This is a genomic window from Velocimicrobium porci (assembly GCF_009696045.1).
Classification (GTDB): Bacteria; Bacillota; Clostridia; order Lachnospirales; family Lachnospiraceae; genus Velocimicrobium; species Velocimicrobium porci.
The window spans coordinates 66,768-85,185 of sequence record NZ_VUMT01000003.1 but is presented as its reverse complement, the minus strand read 5'-3'; the positions used below and the strand labels follow the sequence as shown (position 1 = coordinate 85,185).

15 protein-coding genes and 1 pseudogene are annotated in these 18,418 nt (G+C 34.4%); 14 read left to right on the top strand and 2 right to left on the bottom strand.

Annotated features, from left to right (window positions below; translation table 11 throughout):
• Window positions 1-17 precede the first annotated feature (17 nt).
• A complete protein-coding gene (gene pyrB / locus FYJ58_RS03100) occupies window positions 18-932 on the bottom strand; it encodes an aspartate carbamoyltransferase (RefSeq protein WP_154517088.1) in 915 nt (304 codons plus the stop codon).
• A gap of 952 nt (window positions 933-1,884) precedes the next feature.
• Between pyrB and arcA the strand changes: the two genes are divergently transcribed.
• From arcA to FYJ58_RS03055, 9 genes and pseudogenes are all read left to right on the top strand, one after another.
• The gene (gene arcA, locus FYJ58_RS03095) at window positions 1,885-3,114 is read left to right on the top strand and encodes an arginine deiminase (protein WP_328597783.1); all 1,230 of its coding nucleotides are present in this window, start codon (window positions 1,885-1,887) and stop codon (window positions 3,112-3,114) included.
• A 147-nt stretch (window positions 3,115-3,261) separates the two neighbouring features.
• Window positions 3,262-4,254 (top strand): ornithine carbamoyltransferase, encoded by a 993-nt coding sequence (gene argF, locus FYJ58_RS03090; RefSeq protein WP_154517085.1) that lies wholly within the window; start codon window positions 3,262-3,264, stop codon window positions 4,252-4,254.
• A gap of 74 nt (window positions 4,255-4,328) precedes the next feature.
• Window positions 4,329-5,270 carry a carbamate kinase gene (gene arcC, locus FYJ58_RS03085; protein ID WP_154517082.1) on the top strand — a complete coding sequence of 314 codons (942 nt, stop codon included), beginning with the start codon at window positions 4,329-4,331 and terminating at the stop codon, window positions 5,268-5,270.
• Window positions 5,271-5,469: 199 nt separating this feature from the next.
• Window positions 5,470-6,885 (top strand): YfcC family protein, encoded by a 1,416-nt coding sequence (locus tag FYJ58_RS03080; protein WP_154517079.1) that lies wholly within the window; start codon window positions 5,470-5,472, stop codon window positions 6,883-6,885.
• A 189-nt stretch (window positions 6,886-7,074) separates the two neighbouring features.
• On the top strand, window positions 7,075-8,337 hold the full coding sequence (locus tag FYJ58_RS03075) for a helix-turn-helix domain-containing protein (protein WP_154517076.1): 1,263 nt from the start codon (window positions 7,075-7,077) through the stop codon (window positions 8,335-8,337).
• Window positions 8,338-8,381: 44 nt separating this feature from the next.
• A pseudogene (gene metG, locus FYJ58_RS03070) lies at window positions 8,382-8,705 on the top strand (methionine--tRNA ligase subunit beta); the annotation flags it as partial.
• Between the two features lie 129 nt (window positions 8,706-8,834).
• Window positions 8,835-9,737, top strand: coding sequence for a YitT family protein (locus tag FYJ58_RS03065; RefSeq protein ID WP_154517071.1), 903 nt, complete (start codon window positions 8,835-8,837; stop codon window positions 9,735-9,737).
• Between the two features lie 49 nt (window positions 9,738-9,786).
• The gene (argR, locus tag FYJ58_RS03060; protein ID WP_235912539.1) at window positions 9,787-10,272 is read left to right on the top strand and encodes an arginine repressor; all 486 of its coding nucleotides are present in this window, start codon (window positions 9,787-9,789) and stop codon (window positions 10,270-10,272) included.
• Window positions 10,273-10,405: 133 nt separating this feature from the next.
• Window positions 10,406-11,557: a transglutaminase domain-containing protein gene (locus tag FYJ58_RS03055; RefSeq protein WP_154517068.1), complete on the top strand. Its 1,152-nt coding sequence runs from the start codon at window positions 10,406-10,408 to the stop codon at window positions 11,555-11,557.
• A gap of 39 nt (window positions 11,558-11,596) precedes the next feature.
• On the opposite strand, the gene FYJ58_RS03050 is transcribed toward FYJ58_RS03055, so the two are convergent.
• Window positions 11,597-12,487 (bottom strand): phosphatase PAP2 family protein, encoded by an 891-nt coding sequence (locus tag FYJ58_RS03050; RefSeq protein WP_154517065.1) that lies wholly within the window; start codon window positions 12,485-12,487, stop codon window positions 11,597-11,599.
• Window positions 12,488-12,718: 231 nt separating this feature from the next.
• Here FYJ58_RS03050 and FYJ58_RS03045 point away from each other — a divergent pair, with 231 nt between their 5' ends.
• The 5 genes from FYJ58_RS03045 (at window position 12,719) to FYJ58_RS03025 (ending at window position 18,305) form a co-directional block, all read left to right on the top strand.
• The gene (locus FYJ58_RS03045) at window positions 12,719-13,789 is read left to right on the top strand and encodes an endonuclease/exonuclease/phosphatase family protein (protein ID WP_154517062.1); all 1,071 of its coding nucleotides are present in this window, start codon (window positions 12,719-12,721) and stop codon (window positions 13,787-13,789) included.
• A 68-nt stretch (window positions 13,790-13,857) separates the two neighbouring features.
• Window positions 13,858-14,664, top strand: a complete 807-nt coding sequence (modA, locus tag FYJ58_RS03040; RefSeq protein ID WP_154517059.1) for a molybdate ABC transporter substrate-binding protein — start codon at window positions 13,858-13,860, stop codon at window positions 14,662-14,664.
• A 13-nt stretch (window positions 14,665-14,677) separates the two neighbouring features.
• Window positions 14,678-15,736, top strand: coding sequence for a sulfate/molybdate ABC transporter ATP-binding protein (locus FYJ58_RS03035; RefSeq protein WP_154517056.1), 1,059 nt, complete (start codon window positions 14,678-14,680; stop codon window positions 15,734-15,736).
• A gap of 74 nt (window positions 15,737-15,810) precedes the next feature.
• The gene (gene modB / locus FYJ58_RS03030) at window positions 15,811-16,482 is read left to right on the top strand and encodes a molybdate ABC transporter permease subunit (protein WP_154517053.1); all 672 of its coding nucleotides are present in this window, start codon (window positions 15,811-15,813) and stop codon (window positions 16,480-16,482) included.
• A 35-nt stretch (window positions 16,483-16,517) separates the two neighbouring features.
• The gene (locus FYJ58_RS03025) at window positions 16,518-18,305 is read left to right on the top strand and encodes an aminopeptidase P family protein (RefSeq protein ID WP_328597791.1); all 1,788 of its coding nucleotides are present in this window, start codon (window positions 16,518-16,520) and stop codon (window positions 18,303-18,305) included.
• Window positions 18,306-18,418 lie beyond the last annotated feature (113 nt).

Genomic DNA, 18,418 nt, shown 5'->3' with positions numbered 1-18,418 from the left:
TGATTGACGATTGCTTGTTATTTATCCAGATTTAACAGTTTCATAATCAATGCCATTCTTACGAATTTTCCATATTCTGCTTGGTCGAAATATACGGCTCTTGGGTCATCATCTACTTCGACTGATATTTCATTTACTCTTGGAAGTGGGTGCATAATTTTTAAGTCTTCTTTTGCATGCTCAAGTTTTGCAAGGTCTAAAATATAACTGTCTTTTAAGCGGATATAATCAGCTTCATTAAAAAATCTCTCCCTTTGTACACGAGTCATATATAAAATATCTAACTCACTAATTACATCTTCCATCTGCTCAACTTCTTCGAATGGTATATTCTTTTTGTTAAGCTCTTCCTTGATGTAATCAGGTACTTGTAGTTCTTTTGGAGAGATTAATATAAATTTCATATTTTCATATTGGGATAATTGTTTGATTAATGAATGGACGGTACGACCAAATTTTAGGTCACCGCAAAAACCAACAGTAAGATTATTTAGACGATGTTTTGTTTCTCGAATTGTAAGAAGATCGGTAAGTGTTTGGGTAGGATGATTATGACCACCATCACCGGCATTGATTACTGGAATATTAACGTGCATTGAAGCTACAAGAGGTGCACCTTCTTTTGGATGTCGCATTGCAATGATGTCAGCGTACTTCTCAACTGTACGAGCGGTATCAGCAACGCTTTCACCTTTTGCAGCGGAACTGGAATTTGCAGATGAAAAACCAATTACATTACCACCAAGTTCCATCATCGCTGCTTCAAAGCTTAAACGAGTTCTAGTGCTTGGTTCAAAAAATAGAGTAGCTAATTTTTTACCTTTACATACTTCAGCATATTTTGGTCTGTCACTCATAATTTTTTCGGCTAATTCTAATATTTCGTCAATTTCAGCCAGTGTTAAATCAGTTGGGTCAATCAAATGTTTCATTTTTCCACCTAATCCTTTCTATATTTGATTATCATAATAGTGTTTGTGCATTTTTGCGCAAAAAAAATTTGCTGTATTGAATAATGACTGTCTGCTTGGCAAATTTTTTCCATTATACAATTCAAAGGTTTGGTTTGTCAATAGTAAAAAATTGTACAAAACATACATAAAATAAAAAAAAAGAGACAAACTATCAAAGTGGACATAAAAATGGCAAGAAAAAACAAAGAAAAATTAGTGAAAAATAAAACAAACAGTTTTAAGAAATGCCGTAAAATCAAGGTTTTTTGCTGTTAATGGACAAAAAAAGTAAAAAAAATTGTATAAAACAGGCAAACATCGAATAAAATATGCTCAGCAAATGTGAAGAAACTGAGCATGGTATAAATATTTAGTTAAAAACGAAAATTTATCCAAAATTTGGATAGTGATGCTTATTTATACAAGGATTTTATTGCAAAACATGTATTTATTAAACTAATGCTGAATAAACATTCACGAATACTGTGCATGTATATTCATTGGAAAATGACCAAAATTAATGTATATTAGTAAATTATACAGAATATAGTGCATAGCTTTGTGCAAATTGACAAGAAAAAGACAAAGTCAGTAATGTAGAAAATACAAGATATTTCCGACTAAAATTCAAACATTTATTCAAAAATTTGTGTATTATGTAATTACATCAAAAACAACAGCCCAATCGTTTTTGAGAGAGTGAAAATGAACAAAGCGATATTCGGTCATTATAAGATGTCATATGTAAAATGTACAAAAGATATAAAAAATATAAACATAACTTGTTCTCTTTTATCTCTTATTTTTATTTAATAAAAAGTTTTATGTTATTAATTAAGATATATGACATCTTATAATGACCGAGATCCCACGCGTCATTTTCAAAACAATATTTTTCGCGAAAGCGTATTTATAAAAGGAGGATACAAACGTGGCAGCAATTAATGTTAAAAGTGAAATTAAACCACTAAAGAAAGTGCTACTTCACCGTCCAGGTAAAGAGTTAGAAAACTTAACACCTGACACATTAGAGAGATTATTATTTGATGATATTCCTTTCTTAGAAGTTGCACAGGCTGAACATGATGAATTTGCAAAAGTTCTTCGTGAGAATGGAGTAGAGGTAGTATACCTTGAAGACCTTATGGCTGACGTTCTTAACGTAAGCGATGAAATCAGAGATGAATTCTTATATCAATGGATTGACGAAGCTGGAATCACAGACGCTGGTCAAGTAAAAAGAATTTATGATTTCATGATGAAATATAATGATGATAAGAAAGCTATGGTTATGAAATCAATCGAAGGTATTGTTTATAACGAGCTTGATTATGATAAAAGCGGTTCTTTAGTAGACTATATGACAGATCCATCTGAATTATTAGTAGATCCAATGCCAAACGTTTACTTCACAAGAGACCCATTTGCTTGTATCGGAAACGGTGTAAGTGTTAACAGAATGTTCTCTGAAACAAGAAACAGAGAAACAATCTTTGGACAGTATATTTTCAAATATCATCCAGATTACAAAGATCAGGTAGCTCAATACTATGATCGTAACAGCAAAGTACATGTTGAAGGTGGAGATATCTTAAACATCAACGATAAAGTATTAGCTGTAGGTATTTCTCAGAGAACTCAGGCTCCGGCTATTGAATTATTAGCTAAAAACATCTTTGCTGATAAAGATGCTACAATTGAAACAGTATTAGCTTTTGATATTCCTAATAACAGAGCTATGATGCACTTAGATACAGTATTTACACAGATTGATTATGATAAATTTACAATTCATCCAGGTATCTTAGGACCTTTAACAGTATATGAAATCACTAAAGGTGCTAACGAAGGTGAATTAAAAGTAGTTAAAGTTGAATCTGACTTAGAATCTGTACTTGCTAAACACTTAGGTGTTGAAAAAGTTACATTAATTCAGTGTGGTGGCGGTGACAGAATCGCTGCTGAACGTGAACAATGGAATGATGGTTCTAATACATTATGTATTGCTCCTGGTGTTATCGTTGTTTACCAGAGAAACACAGTTACAAATGAGATTCTTAGACAAAACGGAATCAAAGTTCTTGAAATCCCAAGTGCGGAATTATCAAGAGGAAGAGGGGGCCCTCGTTGCATGAGCATGCCTCTTGTAAGAGAAGACTAATTTTAGTTTGACTTATATTTAAAAATGTTTTAAATTTTTAGTAAGAGAAGATTTAGTTCTTCTCTTACTATTGCCTATAGTATTTATAAATTAACTTATAAGATACTTGATAAAAAAGATTTTTTTTAAAAGAAAAGGAGAACAAAAATGGCAGTAAATTTACGTGGAAGAAATTATTTAAAATTATTAGACTTCACATCAGAGGAAATTCGTTACCTTTTAGACTTAGCTAAAAACTTCAAAGATTTAAAGAGAACAAACACACCTCACAAATATCTTGAAGGAAAAAATATCGTATTATTATTTGAAAAAACTTCTACAAGAACAAGATGTTCTTTCGAAGTTGCTGGATTAGATTTAGGTATGGGTGTTACTTACCTTGATCCAGGAAGCTCTCAGATGGGTAAAAAAGAAAGCATCGCTGATACAGCTCGTGTATTAGGTAGAATGTATGATGGTATTGAATACCGTGGATTTAGCCAAGAATTAGTTCAGGAATTAGCTGATTATGCTGGAGTACCAGTATGGAATGGTTTAACAGATCAATTCCACCCAACACAGATGCTTGCTGACCTTTTAACAATCGAAGAAAAATTAGGTCGTTTAAAAGGCGTAAACTTCACATACATGGGTGATGCTAGAAACAACATGGGTAACTCCTTAATGGTTGCTTGTGCTAAGATGGGACTTAACTTTACAGCTTGTGCTCCTAAGGAATTATTCCCAGAAGAATCTTTAGTTGAAACATGTAAAGAAATCGCAGCTGAAAACGGATGTACAATCACATTAACAGAAGATGTTAAAGCTGGTACAAAGAATGCTGACGTTATCTACACAGATATCTGGGTATCCATGGGTGAACCAGATGAAGTTTGGGAAACAAGAATTAAGTTATTAAAAGATTACCAAGTAAACAAAGCTGTTATGGATAATGCTAATCCAGAAGCTATCTTCATGCACTGCTTACCATCTTTCCACGATACAAACACAACAATCGGTGCTGATATCGCTAAGAAATTTGGTATTCCAGAAATGGAAGTTACAAATGAAGTATTCGAATCCAAACAATCTGTTGTATTCGATGAAGCTGAAAACAGAATGCATACAATTAAAGCAGTTGTATACGCTACATTATGCTAATTGTTGATTATAAATTATAATTTGATTATTAGATAAATAACGCAAAATTGCTTTATTAAAGGAGAAAGAGAAGAATGGAAAGTAAGAAAATTGTGCTTGCATTAGGCGGAAATGCTTTGGGAAATAATGCAGAAGAGCAATTAGAATTAGTAAAAAATACTGCAAAAACAGTTGTAGACTTAATTTCCCAAGGTCACAAAGTTGTAATTGGTCATGGTAATGGTCCACAGGTTGGAATGATTAATTTAGCTATGGAATATTCCGCAACTCAAGGTGGTGGAACAGCAGCAATGCCTTTCCCAGAGTGCGGCGCAATGTCACAAGGATACATCGGATATCACTTGCAACAGGCTGTACAGACAGAATTAGCAAATCGTGGAATTAAAAAAGAAGTTGCATGTTTAGTAACTCAGGTTGTAGTTGACCCAGCAGATGAAGCATTTAAGAAACCTACAAAACCAATCGGTGCTTTCATGACAAAAGAAGAAGCAGATAAGATTGCAGAAGAAAAAGGTTATGTATTTGTAGAAGATGCAGGAAGAGGATACAGAAGAGTAGTTCCTTCACCTCAGCCAAAGAGAATTGTAGAGTTAAATGTAGTTAATAAATTAGTAGAAGATGATGTTGTTGTTATTACTGTTGGTGGTGGCGGTATTCCAGTTGTTGAAACAGAAACAGGATTACAGGGAACAGCTGCAGTTATCGACAAAGATAAATCTTGTGCTAAATTAGCAGCAGATCTTGATGCTGATATCCTTATGATTCTTACTGCAGTTGACCGTGTTTGCATTAACTTTAACAAACCGGATCAAAAAGAGCTTGCACAGATCAATCTTGAAGAAGCAGGTCAATATATTTCTGAAGGACATTTTGCTCCTGGAAGTATGTTACCAAAGGTTGAGGCTTGTATGTCATTTGTTGAATCTAAAGATGGCAGAGAAGCATTGATCACTTCTTTAGAGAAGGCTGGTTTAGCTATGACTGGCGAAACTGGTACAAAGATCGTTGCAAAATAAATATCATCTATATATGGATGTACGTGAATGCATACTTGCATTTTAAAAAGGTTGTAGTGTATAATAATCTATGACGTAATATAACTCCTAAATATCCCGTTTTCTATAGTTTTACTATGGGAAACGGGGATAATTAGGTCTTGAAGTGCATATTTATGCAAAAAAATTCATCTACGTACATGAAGAGGAGGATACAAATATGGAAAACAAACAAAAAAAGCAGTTCCAGATGCCTAGTGCATACAGTATCTTGATTTTAATTATCATTATACTGGCAATTGTTACACAGTTTGTAGGTGGGGACGTTAAACCTGCGTCATTATCTCAGGTTATGTTAGCACCAACAAATGGTTTTATTGATGCGATTGATGTTTGTGTATTTATTCTTGTATTAGGCGGTTTCTTAGGTGTTATGACTAAGACTGGCGCATTAGACGAGGGTATTGCAACTATCGTTCGTAAATTAAAAGGAAAAGAAGAATTATTAATTCCAATTCTTATGACACTCTTTTCTTTAGGCGGTACTACTTATGGTATGGCAGAAGAAACAATGGCGTTCTATGCTTTACTTGTTACAACAATGATTGCAGCAGGTTTTGACGCTATGGTAGGTGCTTCTGTTATTTTACTTGGTGCCGGAGTCGGTGTATTAGGATCTACCGTTAACCCATTTGCTATTTCTGCAGCAATTGATGCATTACAGGGTTCAAATCCAGATATTCAAGTAAATCAGACAATTATTCTTGGTGTAGGTGCACTTCTTTGGCTTTCCTCATTAGTTGTAGCAATTATCTACGTTATGAGCTATGCTAAGAAAGTAAAAGCAGACTCAGGAAAATCCATTCTTTCTGCAGTTGAAAGAGCGAACTCTGTTGAAGCTTATGGTAAAGCAGGAGAAGAAGAAGAAACTAAATTAACAGGTTCTCAGAAAGTTGCTTTAATTATATTTGCAATTGCTTTCATAATCATGATTATCAGTTTAATTCCTTGGGCTAGTTTTGGTGTTAATATGCCAGGCTGGACAGCTGTATTAACAGGACAGGTATTAGGTGACTGGTACTTCCAGGAATTACAGGCATGGTTCTTAATCGGAGCAATTATTATCGGTGTATCTTCCAGATTAGGTGAAAGAGAAATTGTTAACTCTTTCGTTGCTGGTTCTGCTGATATGGTAGGTGTTGTATTAGTTATCGCTGTATCCAGAGGTATCTCTGTAATCATGAGCACAACAGGTCTTGATGCATATGTATTACAACATGCTTCTAATGCGTTATCTAACGTTTCACCAGCACTATTTACAGTTGGAAGCTATATCGTATACTTAGGATTATCTTTCTTAATCCCTTCTACATCTGGTTTAGCAGCTGCTTCTATGCCAACATTCGGTGGTTTAGCATACAGCATTGGTTTAAGCCCAGAAATTATGATTTTAATTTTCTCAGCAGCTTGTGGTCTTGTAAACTTAGTTACTCCTACAAGTGCAGTAGTAATGGGTGGATTACAGATTGCTAAGATTGAATGGCCAACATGGTGTAAATTTGTTGGAAAATTATTAGGAATTATTTTTGTAATGAACGTAGTAATCTTATCTATTGCTATGATGATTTGTAAATAATCTTAAGAAAATAGAATAGTATTATTACAGACTAATTATCCACCATATAACGGCATAATGCAATTATGATGTTATATGGTGGTTTTTGTTTCAAAAGATTATATTGCTCTTTTTCTTGCATTTATGGTATTATTATGAGAGATAAGATGAGATATATTGTAATCGCTTGATGCAAGGAGAAGATAAAATATGGAATATACAGTTGAGCTGCAGCATCAATTTTGTTCGGAAACAGATGAAAAGAGATTTTGTTCTTTTAATTATGAAATTATAGAGGAAAAAAAGAGACCCATTCTTCATCAGACTTCAAGATTCCTATTTTTTAATAAGGGAAGAGGGAAGATGAAGATTAATGAAGTGGAGTATGAGATTACAGAGGATACGGTGGTTGGTATTTTGCCGTGGGACTGTACAGAGATAACAGAAGTAAAAGAAACGTTTCAATTGTATGTTGTGGTATATAATTATGTTTTAATTAATGATGTTATAAAATCTCTGTTTAATGTATCTAATGAGGAAGTTCCGACAATTACTAAGATAAAGGATAGACCGGTTGTTCATTGTAATGAATTATATCATAAATTGTTAAAAGAATCCTTCCGGAAAATTCGGGATGAGGTTGGTGTGGAATGTACAATGGAGTTTCCGGAACCCAACCTATTTCATAATATTTATACGGTGAACTTGCTTACAGAGTTAATTGTCCGTTTTTGTCGTGCAGGTGAGGAATGTGAGAAACCGGACAATGAAATAATCCCAGAAAAAAACAGTTGTTCTCGAATTTTTAAATATATTTATGCTCATTTAAGTGAAAAAATTACGTTAAGTAAATTGTCAAAGCTGTTCTATATGAGCGAATCATCAATTAGCAGATACATTATGGAAACTACGGGTTTGACTTTTAATAATTTATTGAATGAAATTCGTGTTGCCAAAACTTTAAATTATTTAATGTATACAGATTATACATTAGAAGAGTTGGCGACTATTCTTGGTTATGTAGATGCTGCTCATATTTCGAAAGTATTTGAAAGCAGGATGGAGAATAAAATAACAGATTACAGGAAAACATATCAAACAGTATTACAGGCCTGTAATATAAAAGAAAAAAAATTGGGGTATCGTGTCGTTTCCTATGTTGTAGATAATCATAAGGAAGAAATTACTGCTCAATCTGTCGCAGCTGAATTTGATATAACAGTTGTGGAACTAAATCGTATTTTATTATTGCAGACGGAAAAAAATTTTTTTGAATTTTTAAATTTTATGAGAATTAATTCTGCCTGTCAATTGCTTGTTACAACCAATATGGCTATGACAGATATTGCAATTGAGGTAGGCTATAATACGGTAAAAACATTTACGAGAAATTTTGTCTATTTTAAAAATGTTACACCTAGCAGTTATAGAAAAAAGGTGAAATTAGATTCAAAGGATAAATTACCTTTGTGATTCGGTTGTAAAGGAGAATAAATATGAATACAGATAATATATTAGAAGTTACTTATGAAGAGTTTATAAACATGGATTTTCGTGTGGGTGAGATTATAGCATGTGAAGAGGTTAAAAAATCCAGAAAATTATTATGTTTTCAGGTACGTGTTGGAGAAGACATCATGCAGATTGTCTCCGGAGTAAAAGATTATTATACTCCAGAAGAAGTGGTCGGTAAAAAAGTTATGGTATTAGTAAACTTAAAGCCAGCCACATTAGCAGGACTTACATCAGAAGGAATGATTCTTTCCGCAGAGGATAAGAATGGTAAATTATCTTTTATGGTTCCGGAAAGAGATGTTGAAGTTGGTGCTGAAATTTGTTAATGTAATATATAACAGATAAACTAAGATTAGCTAACTGACGATAAACTAGTTGGTGACTGTAAAGCGGTCTTTAGCTGTAAGCCAGTTGTGGACTGATTAATAGATTGCAATGAATCGGGGGGTACAGTTATGGAAAATAAGAAGAACTATTATCTTACATTATTTGACTCAGAAAAAATTTTCGTCCAGTACTTGAAAATTGTGTTTGGATGTATTCTTTTTTCTATTTCTGTGAATTGGTTTGTTATACCAGTTGAAATGTATAATGGAGGTATTTATGGTCTGGCACAGATTATTCGTACTTTGCTCAGTCGTTATACATCAATACCACTTCCGACCTCCTTTGATATTTCAGGTGTAATTAACTTATTATTAAATATACCTTTATTTTACATTGCATATCGATATATTTCGAAACAATTTTTTACAAAAACAATGTTTTGTCTTTTAGTACAAACAATTCTTTTATCTATAATTCCGATTCCAACAGAACCATTGTTGAAGGATATGCTTCCAAATTGTCTGATTGGTGGAGTTATGGCAGGATATGGATTGGGGTTAATGCTCCGTTCCGGCGGATGTAGTGGTGGGGTCGATATTCTTGGTATTTATTTTTTGCATAATACAAATCGGATTACGGTTGGAAAGATTTCAATTGCGGTTAATGCAGTGATTTATTTTATATGTGCTTTTTTATTCGACCTTAATATTGCCTGCTATTCGGTTATTTATGCTGGAATAATTTCTTTTACAATGGATAAGACACACTATCAGAATATTAATATGTTGTGTTTTATTATATCAAAGAATAAGCAGTTGCAATATGAGCTAACAAATGTACTTGGTCGGGGCGTTACTTATTGGCCGGGGAAAGGTGCATATTTGGACGAGGATATGATAGTAAATGCAGTTGTTATCTCAAAGTATGAAGTCAAAGAATTAAAGAAAACGGTAAATTTATTAGATCCTGACGCATTTGTCTTTATGAACGAGGGTATTACGGTTGATGGATATTATTTGAAGAAATTATAGTAGGGTAGAAGGTAAAAAGTCAATTTTGAATAATGTGAGGTTAATGAAGATGAAAGATATGAATAATACGAAAGAGCTTAACAGCTTAAAAATGACGAGGCAGGAAGCGATTTTAAATTTAATCGAGAGCGAGAATATATCGACACAAAATGAATTATCTAAACGGCTGGAAGAAGAAGGATTTGCTGTTACACAGGCAACAATTTCGAGGGATATTCGAGAACTTCGTCTTGTGAAAGTGGCTGATCCAAATGGAAATTACCACTATGCAGTTGGCAAGCCAAAGGAAAAATATCAGGCTTCTCACAAGTTCTATTCTATCTTTTTAGCATCCGTGTATAAAGTGGATTATGCTAATAATTTAGTTGTAATTCGTTGTTATACGGGAATGGCACAGGCAGTATGTGCTACAATGGATAGTCTTGAATGGTCCGGTGTAGTTGGAACCGTATCTGGAGATGATACAATATTAGTAGTTACAAGAGATGAACAAGTTGCCGCAGAAATGGTAAAGACTTTAAGGGAAATCCGTTAACGGAGCTTGTTTCATTAACTATATCGAAACAAATGCTCTTGTCAGAAAACATAGATTGGTTGTTTTTTGATGGGAGCATTTTTAGAAATAGAACAAAAAATTTGCAGATAAGAAGTGATTAGGGTGATGGAAAATGAAGCAAAAAAATAAGCAAATAAAAATATTGTTTTTGTTTATATGTTGTGTAGTAGGCGGTATGTTTTCTTTCAGCAGTGATGCAGAAGAAATTGCGAAAACGAGAGAAGAATTAATTGATATTATATATCAGCACATGTGCAATCAGGAAGAAACAATAGTTGTTCATTATCTTGGGGCGGACTATAAAGAATTTCATGAGCAATTCATTGACGAGATACTGCCAAAGGAAATATATACGATTGATTGTAAAGATACATCAGATGATTTCGACTATATGTTTTACAATTTGGAAAAAGTGGAGATTCATACCCAGTCGGAATTGATTGGAAATGCTAAGATTACATTAAAAATGACATGGAAAGAAAATCATCATCAGTTAGAGCAGGTGAATGTAAAAATTAAGCAGATTCTTGAAGACCTTGACTTGGAAAATGATTCAAATTATGCAAAGGTAAAAAAAATTCATGATTATGTGATTGAAGCTGTGGAATATGATAATTCTCATATATATTTTACTACATACGACGCATTATTTAAACAAAAGGCTACTTGTCAGGGGTACATGCTGCTTACTTATAAACTTCTTACTATGGCAGGGGTAGAGTGTCGTTGCATTGATGGCGAGGGTATAAGCCGGGAAGCAACGGAAAGTCACGGATGGAATATCGTAAAATTAGGAGAAAAATGGTACAATATGGATGTTACATGGGATGACCCTGTCATCTATCAGCAGGATGGAACAATAACGGAAGATGGAAAAGAGGAATTTCAATATGATTTCTTTTTAAAAGGAAGTAAGAATTTTGATGAAAGACATCTTGCGAATGAGAGATATAAAACAGAACAGTTTCAAAAGAGATATCCTATTTCAGAAAACGATTTTTCTGAGGAAGAATATGAAAACTGGAGAAAAACTCATAAGGAACAGAAATCAAAAGAAAAAGACTATAAGATAAATACGAGTAAGAGTGTAAACGTGGACAAGCTGGGAAAGCTAGAATTATTTTTTAGCGTAATAAGCTATGAATTAGAAAAAATAGCAGGACAAAAAGAAATTACGCCTTTGGTGGAAACGACAGTTCCACTTGTATTAATTATTTTAATAGGCATTATTTTTATTAAAATTTTAAAGTTATTAAGGAGATAGGAGAAACACAAATGGAATTATTGTGTTTCTCCTATTAAATTATGCTAAAAATGAGCAACGTTTTATTATAGCAGGATAAAGTGTTGTAAGCCATAGAACTAATACGCCATATCTTAGGATGTCAGATGGTATGCTTTGACCAAATAGGTTTTTCCAGCCAACCTTGATTAAAATTGCTACGAGAGCACCTAGAAAAAGTCGAAAAGATCCGGTTTTTATAGAGGATGGTTTTTCGTTAAAATTAATATAATTTGATTCAATAAACCAGCCAATTGCAAATCCGATACCGGCACCGCCGGCTTTATAACAATCAGCTCCCTGTTCAATCGGTACAGTTCCCTGTCGGATTAACAGGATAGAATAAAAAATGGTAATAATTGAAATAAAAAATAATCCAATTGCAATATATAGGCTTTTTTGTTTTGTCAGATTAATCCGGTCAAAAATGGAATTTACAGCTAAGGTAAGAAGAAATGTTATAAAAAAGCTGCACAAAACGTCTTGAGGTGTGTGTACTCCTAAGTACATTCTGGAAAGTGTGACTCCTATAATAAGGAAAACAGCACCGATTATTATTGTTGTTTTTTTATAAAATAAAGCAAGTGTTGTATAGGATGCAGTAGCACTTTGGGTATGTCCGCTAGGAAACGAGTAGCCGGTCGCTGTTTTTGTAGCTTCTTTTACCGGATGGAATTCGGGGCTTTTAATCCAAGGCCGGGGAATGCGAAATGTAATTTTTAATATCTGTATACAAAGCCCGGATAGAAAATAGGAAAAACAAAGCCGGTAAGCTAGTTTTTTATTGTAACACCAGTAAATGGAACAAAGAAATACTAAGATGAAAGCTTCTTCTCCAAAAAATGTTAAAAAGCGGAATAAATTTGTGAGAAAAGGTGTTCGTATTGATTCTAAATAGAATAAGAAATTCATAATAAGATCCTTTCTAATGATAATATGCAATGATTGTAAATATTATAATTGAGTATCGTCTAAAATGCAAATAATAGGAATGTTTCTAATTAAAAAGTACAGACATAGAGGCATGTAGTGTGGTATAATAGTAATACTAAGCATCTGAAATATTTTGGTTTGTTATGACAGAATTGGGGCTGTTTATAACTGAAATATGGAGGAATATTATAATTAAATCAGGAGGAGAATATGAAGAAACTATTAAAAATTGTATTGGGAATTGTGCTGGGAATTGTAGCACTTATTGCAGTTGCTGTAGGATACCTTACAGCAGTGGAGTATCGTCCGGAGGACATTGAAACTTTGGATGTAAAAGGCGAGTCTTCTAAAAAATTGAACCTAAAGGACAAGGTGTCGGTTTTAACATTTAATGTCGGATATGGATGCAACGATGAGAAATCAGACTTTTTCATGGACGGGGGAAGTAAAGTATTAGGAGAGTCTAAAGAAGCTGTTGAAAAAAATATGGAGGGAATTAAACAAATTATTGAAGAGCAGGACACCGATGTTGTATTTTTACAGGAAATTGATAAGGATTCCAAACGAGCATATGGAGTACAGGAAATGGATTTTGTAAAAAAGGCTTTTGAAGGAAAAGGAAGTTGTGCTTATTCCAGAAATTATGATTGTAAGTATGTACCTTATCCTTTTCCAACAACAGGACGGGTAAACAGCGGTGCGGTTACTTTAAATTCATTTGAAGTAAAAGAAGCAAAGCGGTATAATCTTCCAACAAACTATAAATGGCCAATCCGGGTATGTCAATTAAAGCGTGGTCTTTTGGTAGAGCGGGTTCCACTAGAAGATAGTGAAAGGGAAGTGATTTTTGTAAATCTTCATTTAGAAGCTTATGACACTGCAGAAGGAAAGGCTGCACAGACAAAGGTATTAGTTGACTTGCTACAGTCAGAATATGAAAAGGGTAATTATGTAATTGCTGGTGGCGATTTCAATCAAAGTTTTCCAGACGCAGGAACAATAGAACAATATCCGATTATCGATGACACATACTATGTTCCGGAGGAAATGGATGCTTCTATTTTGCCAGATACATGGCAGTGGGCAGTTGATACATCAAAACCATCTGCAAGATTGTTAAATATGCCATATAATCCGGAAGATGAAAAAACGCAGTATTATGTAATTGATGGTTTTATTTTGTCCCCTAATATAAAACTTGAAGGTATTGAAACACTCGATAAACAATTTCAATATACGGATCATAATCCTGTGAAACTGACAATTTCTTTTCAAGAATAAATTGGCATCAATTTATGAAATATTCAAATAAGTAAAACCTTCTAAAATGAGGAAAAAAGGAGAAGAGTATGAAAAAGAAAAATTTAGCAGTTTGGATTATGACAGGAGCTATGATGTTAATGATTACCGGTTGTGGAGGAACGAAGACGACTTCAGTTGATTCAACAAAAAATGAGGAAGCAAAGCAGACGATTACAATTGCGGCTGCGGCAAGTCTTGAACAAAGTATGACAAAGGAAATTATACCATTGTTTGAAAAGGAACATCCGGATGTAAAGATTGAAGGAACTTATGACAGTTCGGGAAAGCTTCAAACACAAATTGAAGAGGGGGCACCGATTGATTTATTTATATCAGCCGGAGAGAAACAAATGGACGCTTTAGTAGAGGAACAGCTGATTGAAAAAGACAGTGTGTATGATTGGCTGGAAAATCTTATGGTCTTGATTGTTCCGGTAAATGGGGAGTCAAAGGTTACGTCTTTTGATACATTATTAAATGCAGAAACAATTGCAGTTGGAGATCCAGAAAGTGTTCCGGCGGGTCAATATGCAAAGGAAATCTTGGAAGGTCTTGGAACATGGGAAAAGGTTTTAGGCAAATCTAGTCTTGGTACAAATGTAACAGAGGTTCTTAACTGGGTTGCAAAGGGAAGTGCAGAAGCTGGTATTGTGTATGCAACCGATGCAATGCAGACAAATGAAGTAAAGGTAGTTGAAACAGCTCCAGAAGGAAAGGGGTCGAAGGCAATTTATCCGGTTGGTATTACGACAGCAGGACATAAGAAGGATGAAGCAAAGGAATTTGAGGAATTTTTAAAGACGGATGAAGTACTTTCTATTATTGAAAAAAATGGATTTACACCGATAAAATAAGAAAGAGGTATTTATGAGTCTTTTGGTTGATATTGAGAAAAAAGTAGGTTCTTTTTGTTTAAAAACGAAATTTAACACCAAAGAACAATGGCTTGGGATTTTAGGGGCTTCCGGTAGTGGCAAATCAATGACATTAAAGTGTATTGCAGGTATTGAAACACCTGACAAAGGAAGAATTGTATTAAATGATAGGATTTTATTTGATTCGGAAAAAGGAATTAATTTGCCTGCCCGTTTAAGAAAAGCAGGGTATTTGTTTCAAAATTATGCACTGTTTCCGCATATGACTGCGAGAGAAAATATTCTTGTTTCGGTGGAAAAAGGAAGACAAAAGGAAGTACTTGAGCGGGAAGCAGCCAGATTTCAAATTGAAACTTTGTTAGATCAAAGACCGGCGGAGTTGTCAGGAGGACAGCAGCAGAGAGTTGCACTTGCAAGAATTTTTGCAAGCGAGCCGGAAGTACTGATGTTAGATGAGCCGTTTTCTGCATTGGATGAATACATGAAAGAAAAAATCTTTCGGGAAATGATGGATACTCTTCAATCATTTCAAGGAGAAGTTTTAATGGTTAGTCATAGTAGAAATGAATTGTATGAATTTGGCGAAAAACTTTTAATTATTCAGAATGGATTAACAATTTTAGAGGGTGAGAAGAAAGCTTTATTTGAGCAGCCGGTTTATGTGGAAGCTGCGATATTAACCGGTTGTAAGAATATTTCACGGATTCGAAAGGTGTCGGATTGTATCGTTGAGGCAATTGATTGGGGAATAACCCTTGATGTGGGAGAACATTATCAGGAGAATATTCACACGCATATAGGAATCAGAGCGCATGACATCGAAAGGGTTATAACCAGAGAAAAAAATATACGAAATAAAATGTCCGGAATGGTAAAAAAGATATATGAACGTCCGTTTGAAATTGATATGCTTATTGAGAATGGAAAGAGTGAACATATACTTTGGTGTAAGGTTCCTAAAGGCAGTATAAAAAATGCAAATTTGGAAGAAGACAAACCAATTACAATTTGTCTTCCTCCGGAAAAGTTAATTTATTTAAGGGAACGATAAGGTTTGTAAGTTTGTTATTGAATATTGTAAACGAAATGATTAGAATAGAATTGGAATAGAAGAAAGGAAATGAAATGGATATCAGTCCTTTACTCATATCACTAAAAACTGCGGTCATAGCAATTATTATTACATTTTTTACAGGGATTTTGCTGGCACACCGGGTTGTTGTTATGAAGTCGGAAAAAATGAAGACAATTTTAGATGGGATTTTTACTTTGCCAATGGTGTTGCCGCCTACTGTTGTGGGCTTTTTGTTATTATGTTTATTTGGTGTAAAGTCACCGGTTGGTAAGATACTTTTTCAAAGCTTTGGGATAAAAATTGTATTTTCGTTTGCGGCTACCGTATTAGCAGCAGTTGTTATATCGTTGCCACTTATGTATCGTTCTGCAAGAGGTGCATTTGAACAAATAGATGAAAATCTAATTCATGCTGCAAGAACACTTGGAATGACAGAGCGAACGATATTCTGGAAAATTGTGATGCCACTATCTATGCCGGGAATTGTATCTGGCGGAATTCTGGCATTTGCCAGAGGGTTAGGCGAGTTTGGCGCAACAGCTATGATTGCAGGAAATATTGCGGGAAAGACAAGAACATTGCCGTTGGCCATTTATACAAAGGTGTCAGCAGGTGATATGGAAGGTGCATGGTTCTACGTGCTTGTTATTTCACTGGTGTCGTTTATTGCCATTGCACTAATTAATTACATTTCCCGTAAATGGAGAAAATTTTACAAATAGTGAAAAAATTGAAATGGAGGGTTCGTGTTATGTCTATTATTGTAGAGCGTTTAAAACAGCTTCGTGAAAAGATGGAGGAACGGAATATTGATATTTATATAGTTCCAACTTCCGATTTTCATGAATCAGAATATGTTGGGGAGCATTTTAAGGCAAGAAAGTTTATTACAGGATTTACTGGTTCTGCAGGAACAGCTGTAATAACAAAAGAGGAAGCTGGTCTTTGGACAGATGGAAGATATTTTATTCAGGCGGCGTCCCAATTGGAAGGAAGCACAGTTAAGCTTTATAAAATGGGGGAAGAAGGAGTCCCAACTGTAAGTGAATTTGTAAAAGATAAATTGCCACAAGAAGGTATTCTTGGCTTTGATGGGAGAGTTATTAACGGAAGTCTTGGAGACAAATTTCAACAGATTGCTAAGGAGAAAAATGGCACACTTTATGTTGAAGAAGATTTAATTGATATAATATGGAATGACCGCCCGGAACTCCCAACAGAAAAAGCATTTGTATTAGATGTAAAGTATGCTGGCGAAGCGGTGCAAGCTAAGCTGGCAAGAGTCCGCAAGGAAATGAAAGAAAAAGGAGCGGATAGTCATATTATGACATCGCTTGACGATATTGCGTGGCTGTTAAATATTAGAGGAAATGATATTCCTCATTTTCCGGTTGTATTATCATTTGCAGTTTTAACAGAAGAGAACTGCTATTGGTTTGTTCAGAAAGAGGTGCTGACAGAGGAAGTCAGTGCTTATCTAAAAGAGAATTCTATTACGGTAAAAGATTATCAGGAGATTTATGATTTTGTTTCCGGATTGAATGGAGAGAAAGTGCTTCTTGATAAAAATTGTGTAAATTATCGTATTTGTAACCGTATTTCAAAAACGATAGAGGTGGTTAATGCGCCAAATCCTACGCAATTAATGAAGGCGATTAAAAATGAAACGGAAATTAATAATTTACGGAATGCTCACCTTAAAGATGGTGTTGCATTTACAAAATTTATGTACTGGCTGAAAACTAATATTGGAAAACAAGAAATTACAGAAATCAGTGCTTCGGATTATTTAGAAGAACGCCGTAGAGAGCAGGAAGGCTTTCTTGATTTAAGCTTTGATACGATTTCGGCTTATGGGGCGAATGCAGCAATGATGCATTATTCGGCTACCGAGGAATCAAATGCCGTGCTTAAGCAGAAGGGGTTTTTGTTAGTTGATTCGGGCGGACATTATTATGAAGGTTCAACAGATATTACGAGAACAATTGCTTTAGGTGAGCTGACAAAAGAACAAAAGTTACATTTTACAACAGTTGCACGTTCGAATTTAAATTTGGCGGCAGCAAAATTCTTGTATGGATGCAGGGGTACTAATCTGGATATTTTAGCCCGCGGACCATTATGGAATATGGGAATTGATTATAAATGCGGAACTGGTCATGGGATTGGTTATCTGCTGAATGTTCATGAGGATCCAAACGGATTCCGGTGGAAAATCGTACCTGAGCGTAATGACAGCTGTGTGTTGGAAGCCGGTATGGTAACAACCGATGAACCAGGTGTTTATTTAGAAGGAGAATATGGTATCCGTACAGAAAATGAATTGATTTGTCATAAAGCAGAAAAAAATGAGTATGGACAGTTTATGATGTTTGAAAATGTTACATATGCACCAATTGATTTGGATGCGATTGATCCAGAAGAAATGACTAAGACAGAACGAGAGTTATTAAATCAGTATCATAAAATGGTATATGAAAAAGTTAGCCCATATTTGACGGAAGATGAGAAATTCTGGCTGAAGGAATATACGAGAGAGATTTAGTTATAAGATAAAAAGTGATTGCAGACAAATAGAGTGTTTGCAATCACTTTTTTCTCTTATAAGTATAGGAAGTTCTTTCGAGATTCTTTTTTGCAGTACTTAATATAATATTA

What these genes read in the sequence shown, in the direction of transcription:
- FYJ58_RS03065 (WP_154517071.1), top strand. Translation starts at nt 8,835, where the DNA reads ATGGAAAATAAGAAGAACTATTATCTTACATTATTTGACTCAGAAAAA.
- FYJ58_RS03080 (WP_154517079.1), top strand. Translation starts at nt 5,470, where the DNA reads ATGGAAAACAAACAAAAAAAGCAGTTCCAGATGCCTAGTGCATACAGT.
- FYJ58_RS03035 (WP_154517056.1), top strand. Translation starts at nt 14,678, where the DNA reads ATGAGTCTTTTGGTTGATATTGAGAAAAAAGTAGGTTCTTTTTGTTTA.
- FYJ58_RS03075 (WP_154517076.1), top strand. Translation starts at nt 7,075, where the DNA reads ATGGAATATACAGTTGAGCTGCAGCATCAATTTTGTTCGGAAACAGAT.
- pyrB (WP_154517088.1), bottom strand. Translation starts at nt 932, where the DNA reads ATGAAACATTTGATTGACCCAACTGATTTAACACTGGCTGAAATTGAC.
- FYJ58_RS03055 (WP_154517068.1), top strand. Translation starts at nt 10,406, where the DNA reads ATGAAGCAAAAAAATAAGCAAATAAAAATATTGTTTTTGTTTATATGT.
- modA (WP_154517059.1), top strand. Translation starts at nt 13,858, where the DNA reads ATGAAAAAGAAAAATTTAGCAGTTTGGATTATGACAGGAGCTATGATG.
- FYJ58_RS03045 (WP_154517062.1), top strand. Translation starts at nt 12,719, where the DNA reads ATGAAGAAACTATTAAAAATTGTATTGGGAATTGTGCTGGGAATTGTA.
- argF (WP_154517085.1), top strand. Translation starts at nt 3,262, where the DNA reads ATGGCAGTAAATTTACGTGGAAGAAATTATTTAAAATTATTAGACTTC.
- modB (WP_154517053.1), top strand. Translation starts at nt 15,811, where the DNA reads ATGGATATCAGTCCTTTACTCATATCACTAAAAACTGCGGTCATAGCA.
- FYJ58_RS03050 (WP_154517065.1), bottom strand. Translation starts at nt 12,487, where the DNA reads ATGAATTTCTTATTCTATTTAGAATCAATACGAACACCTTTTCTCACA.
- arcC (WP_154517082.1), top strand. Translation starts at nt 4,329, where the DNA reads ATGGAAAGTAAGAAAATTGTGCTTGCATTAGGCGGAAATGCTTTGGGA.
- argR (WP_235912539.1), top strand. Translation starts at nt 9,787, where the DNA reads ATGAAAGATATGAATAATACGAAAGAGCTTAACAGCTTAAAAATGACG.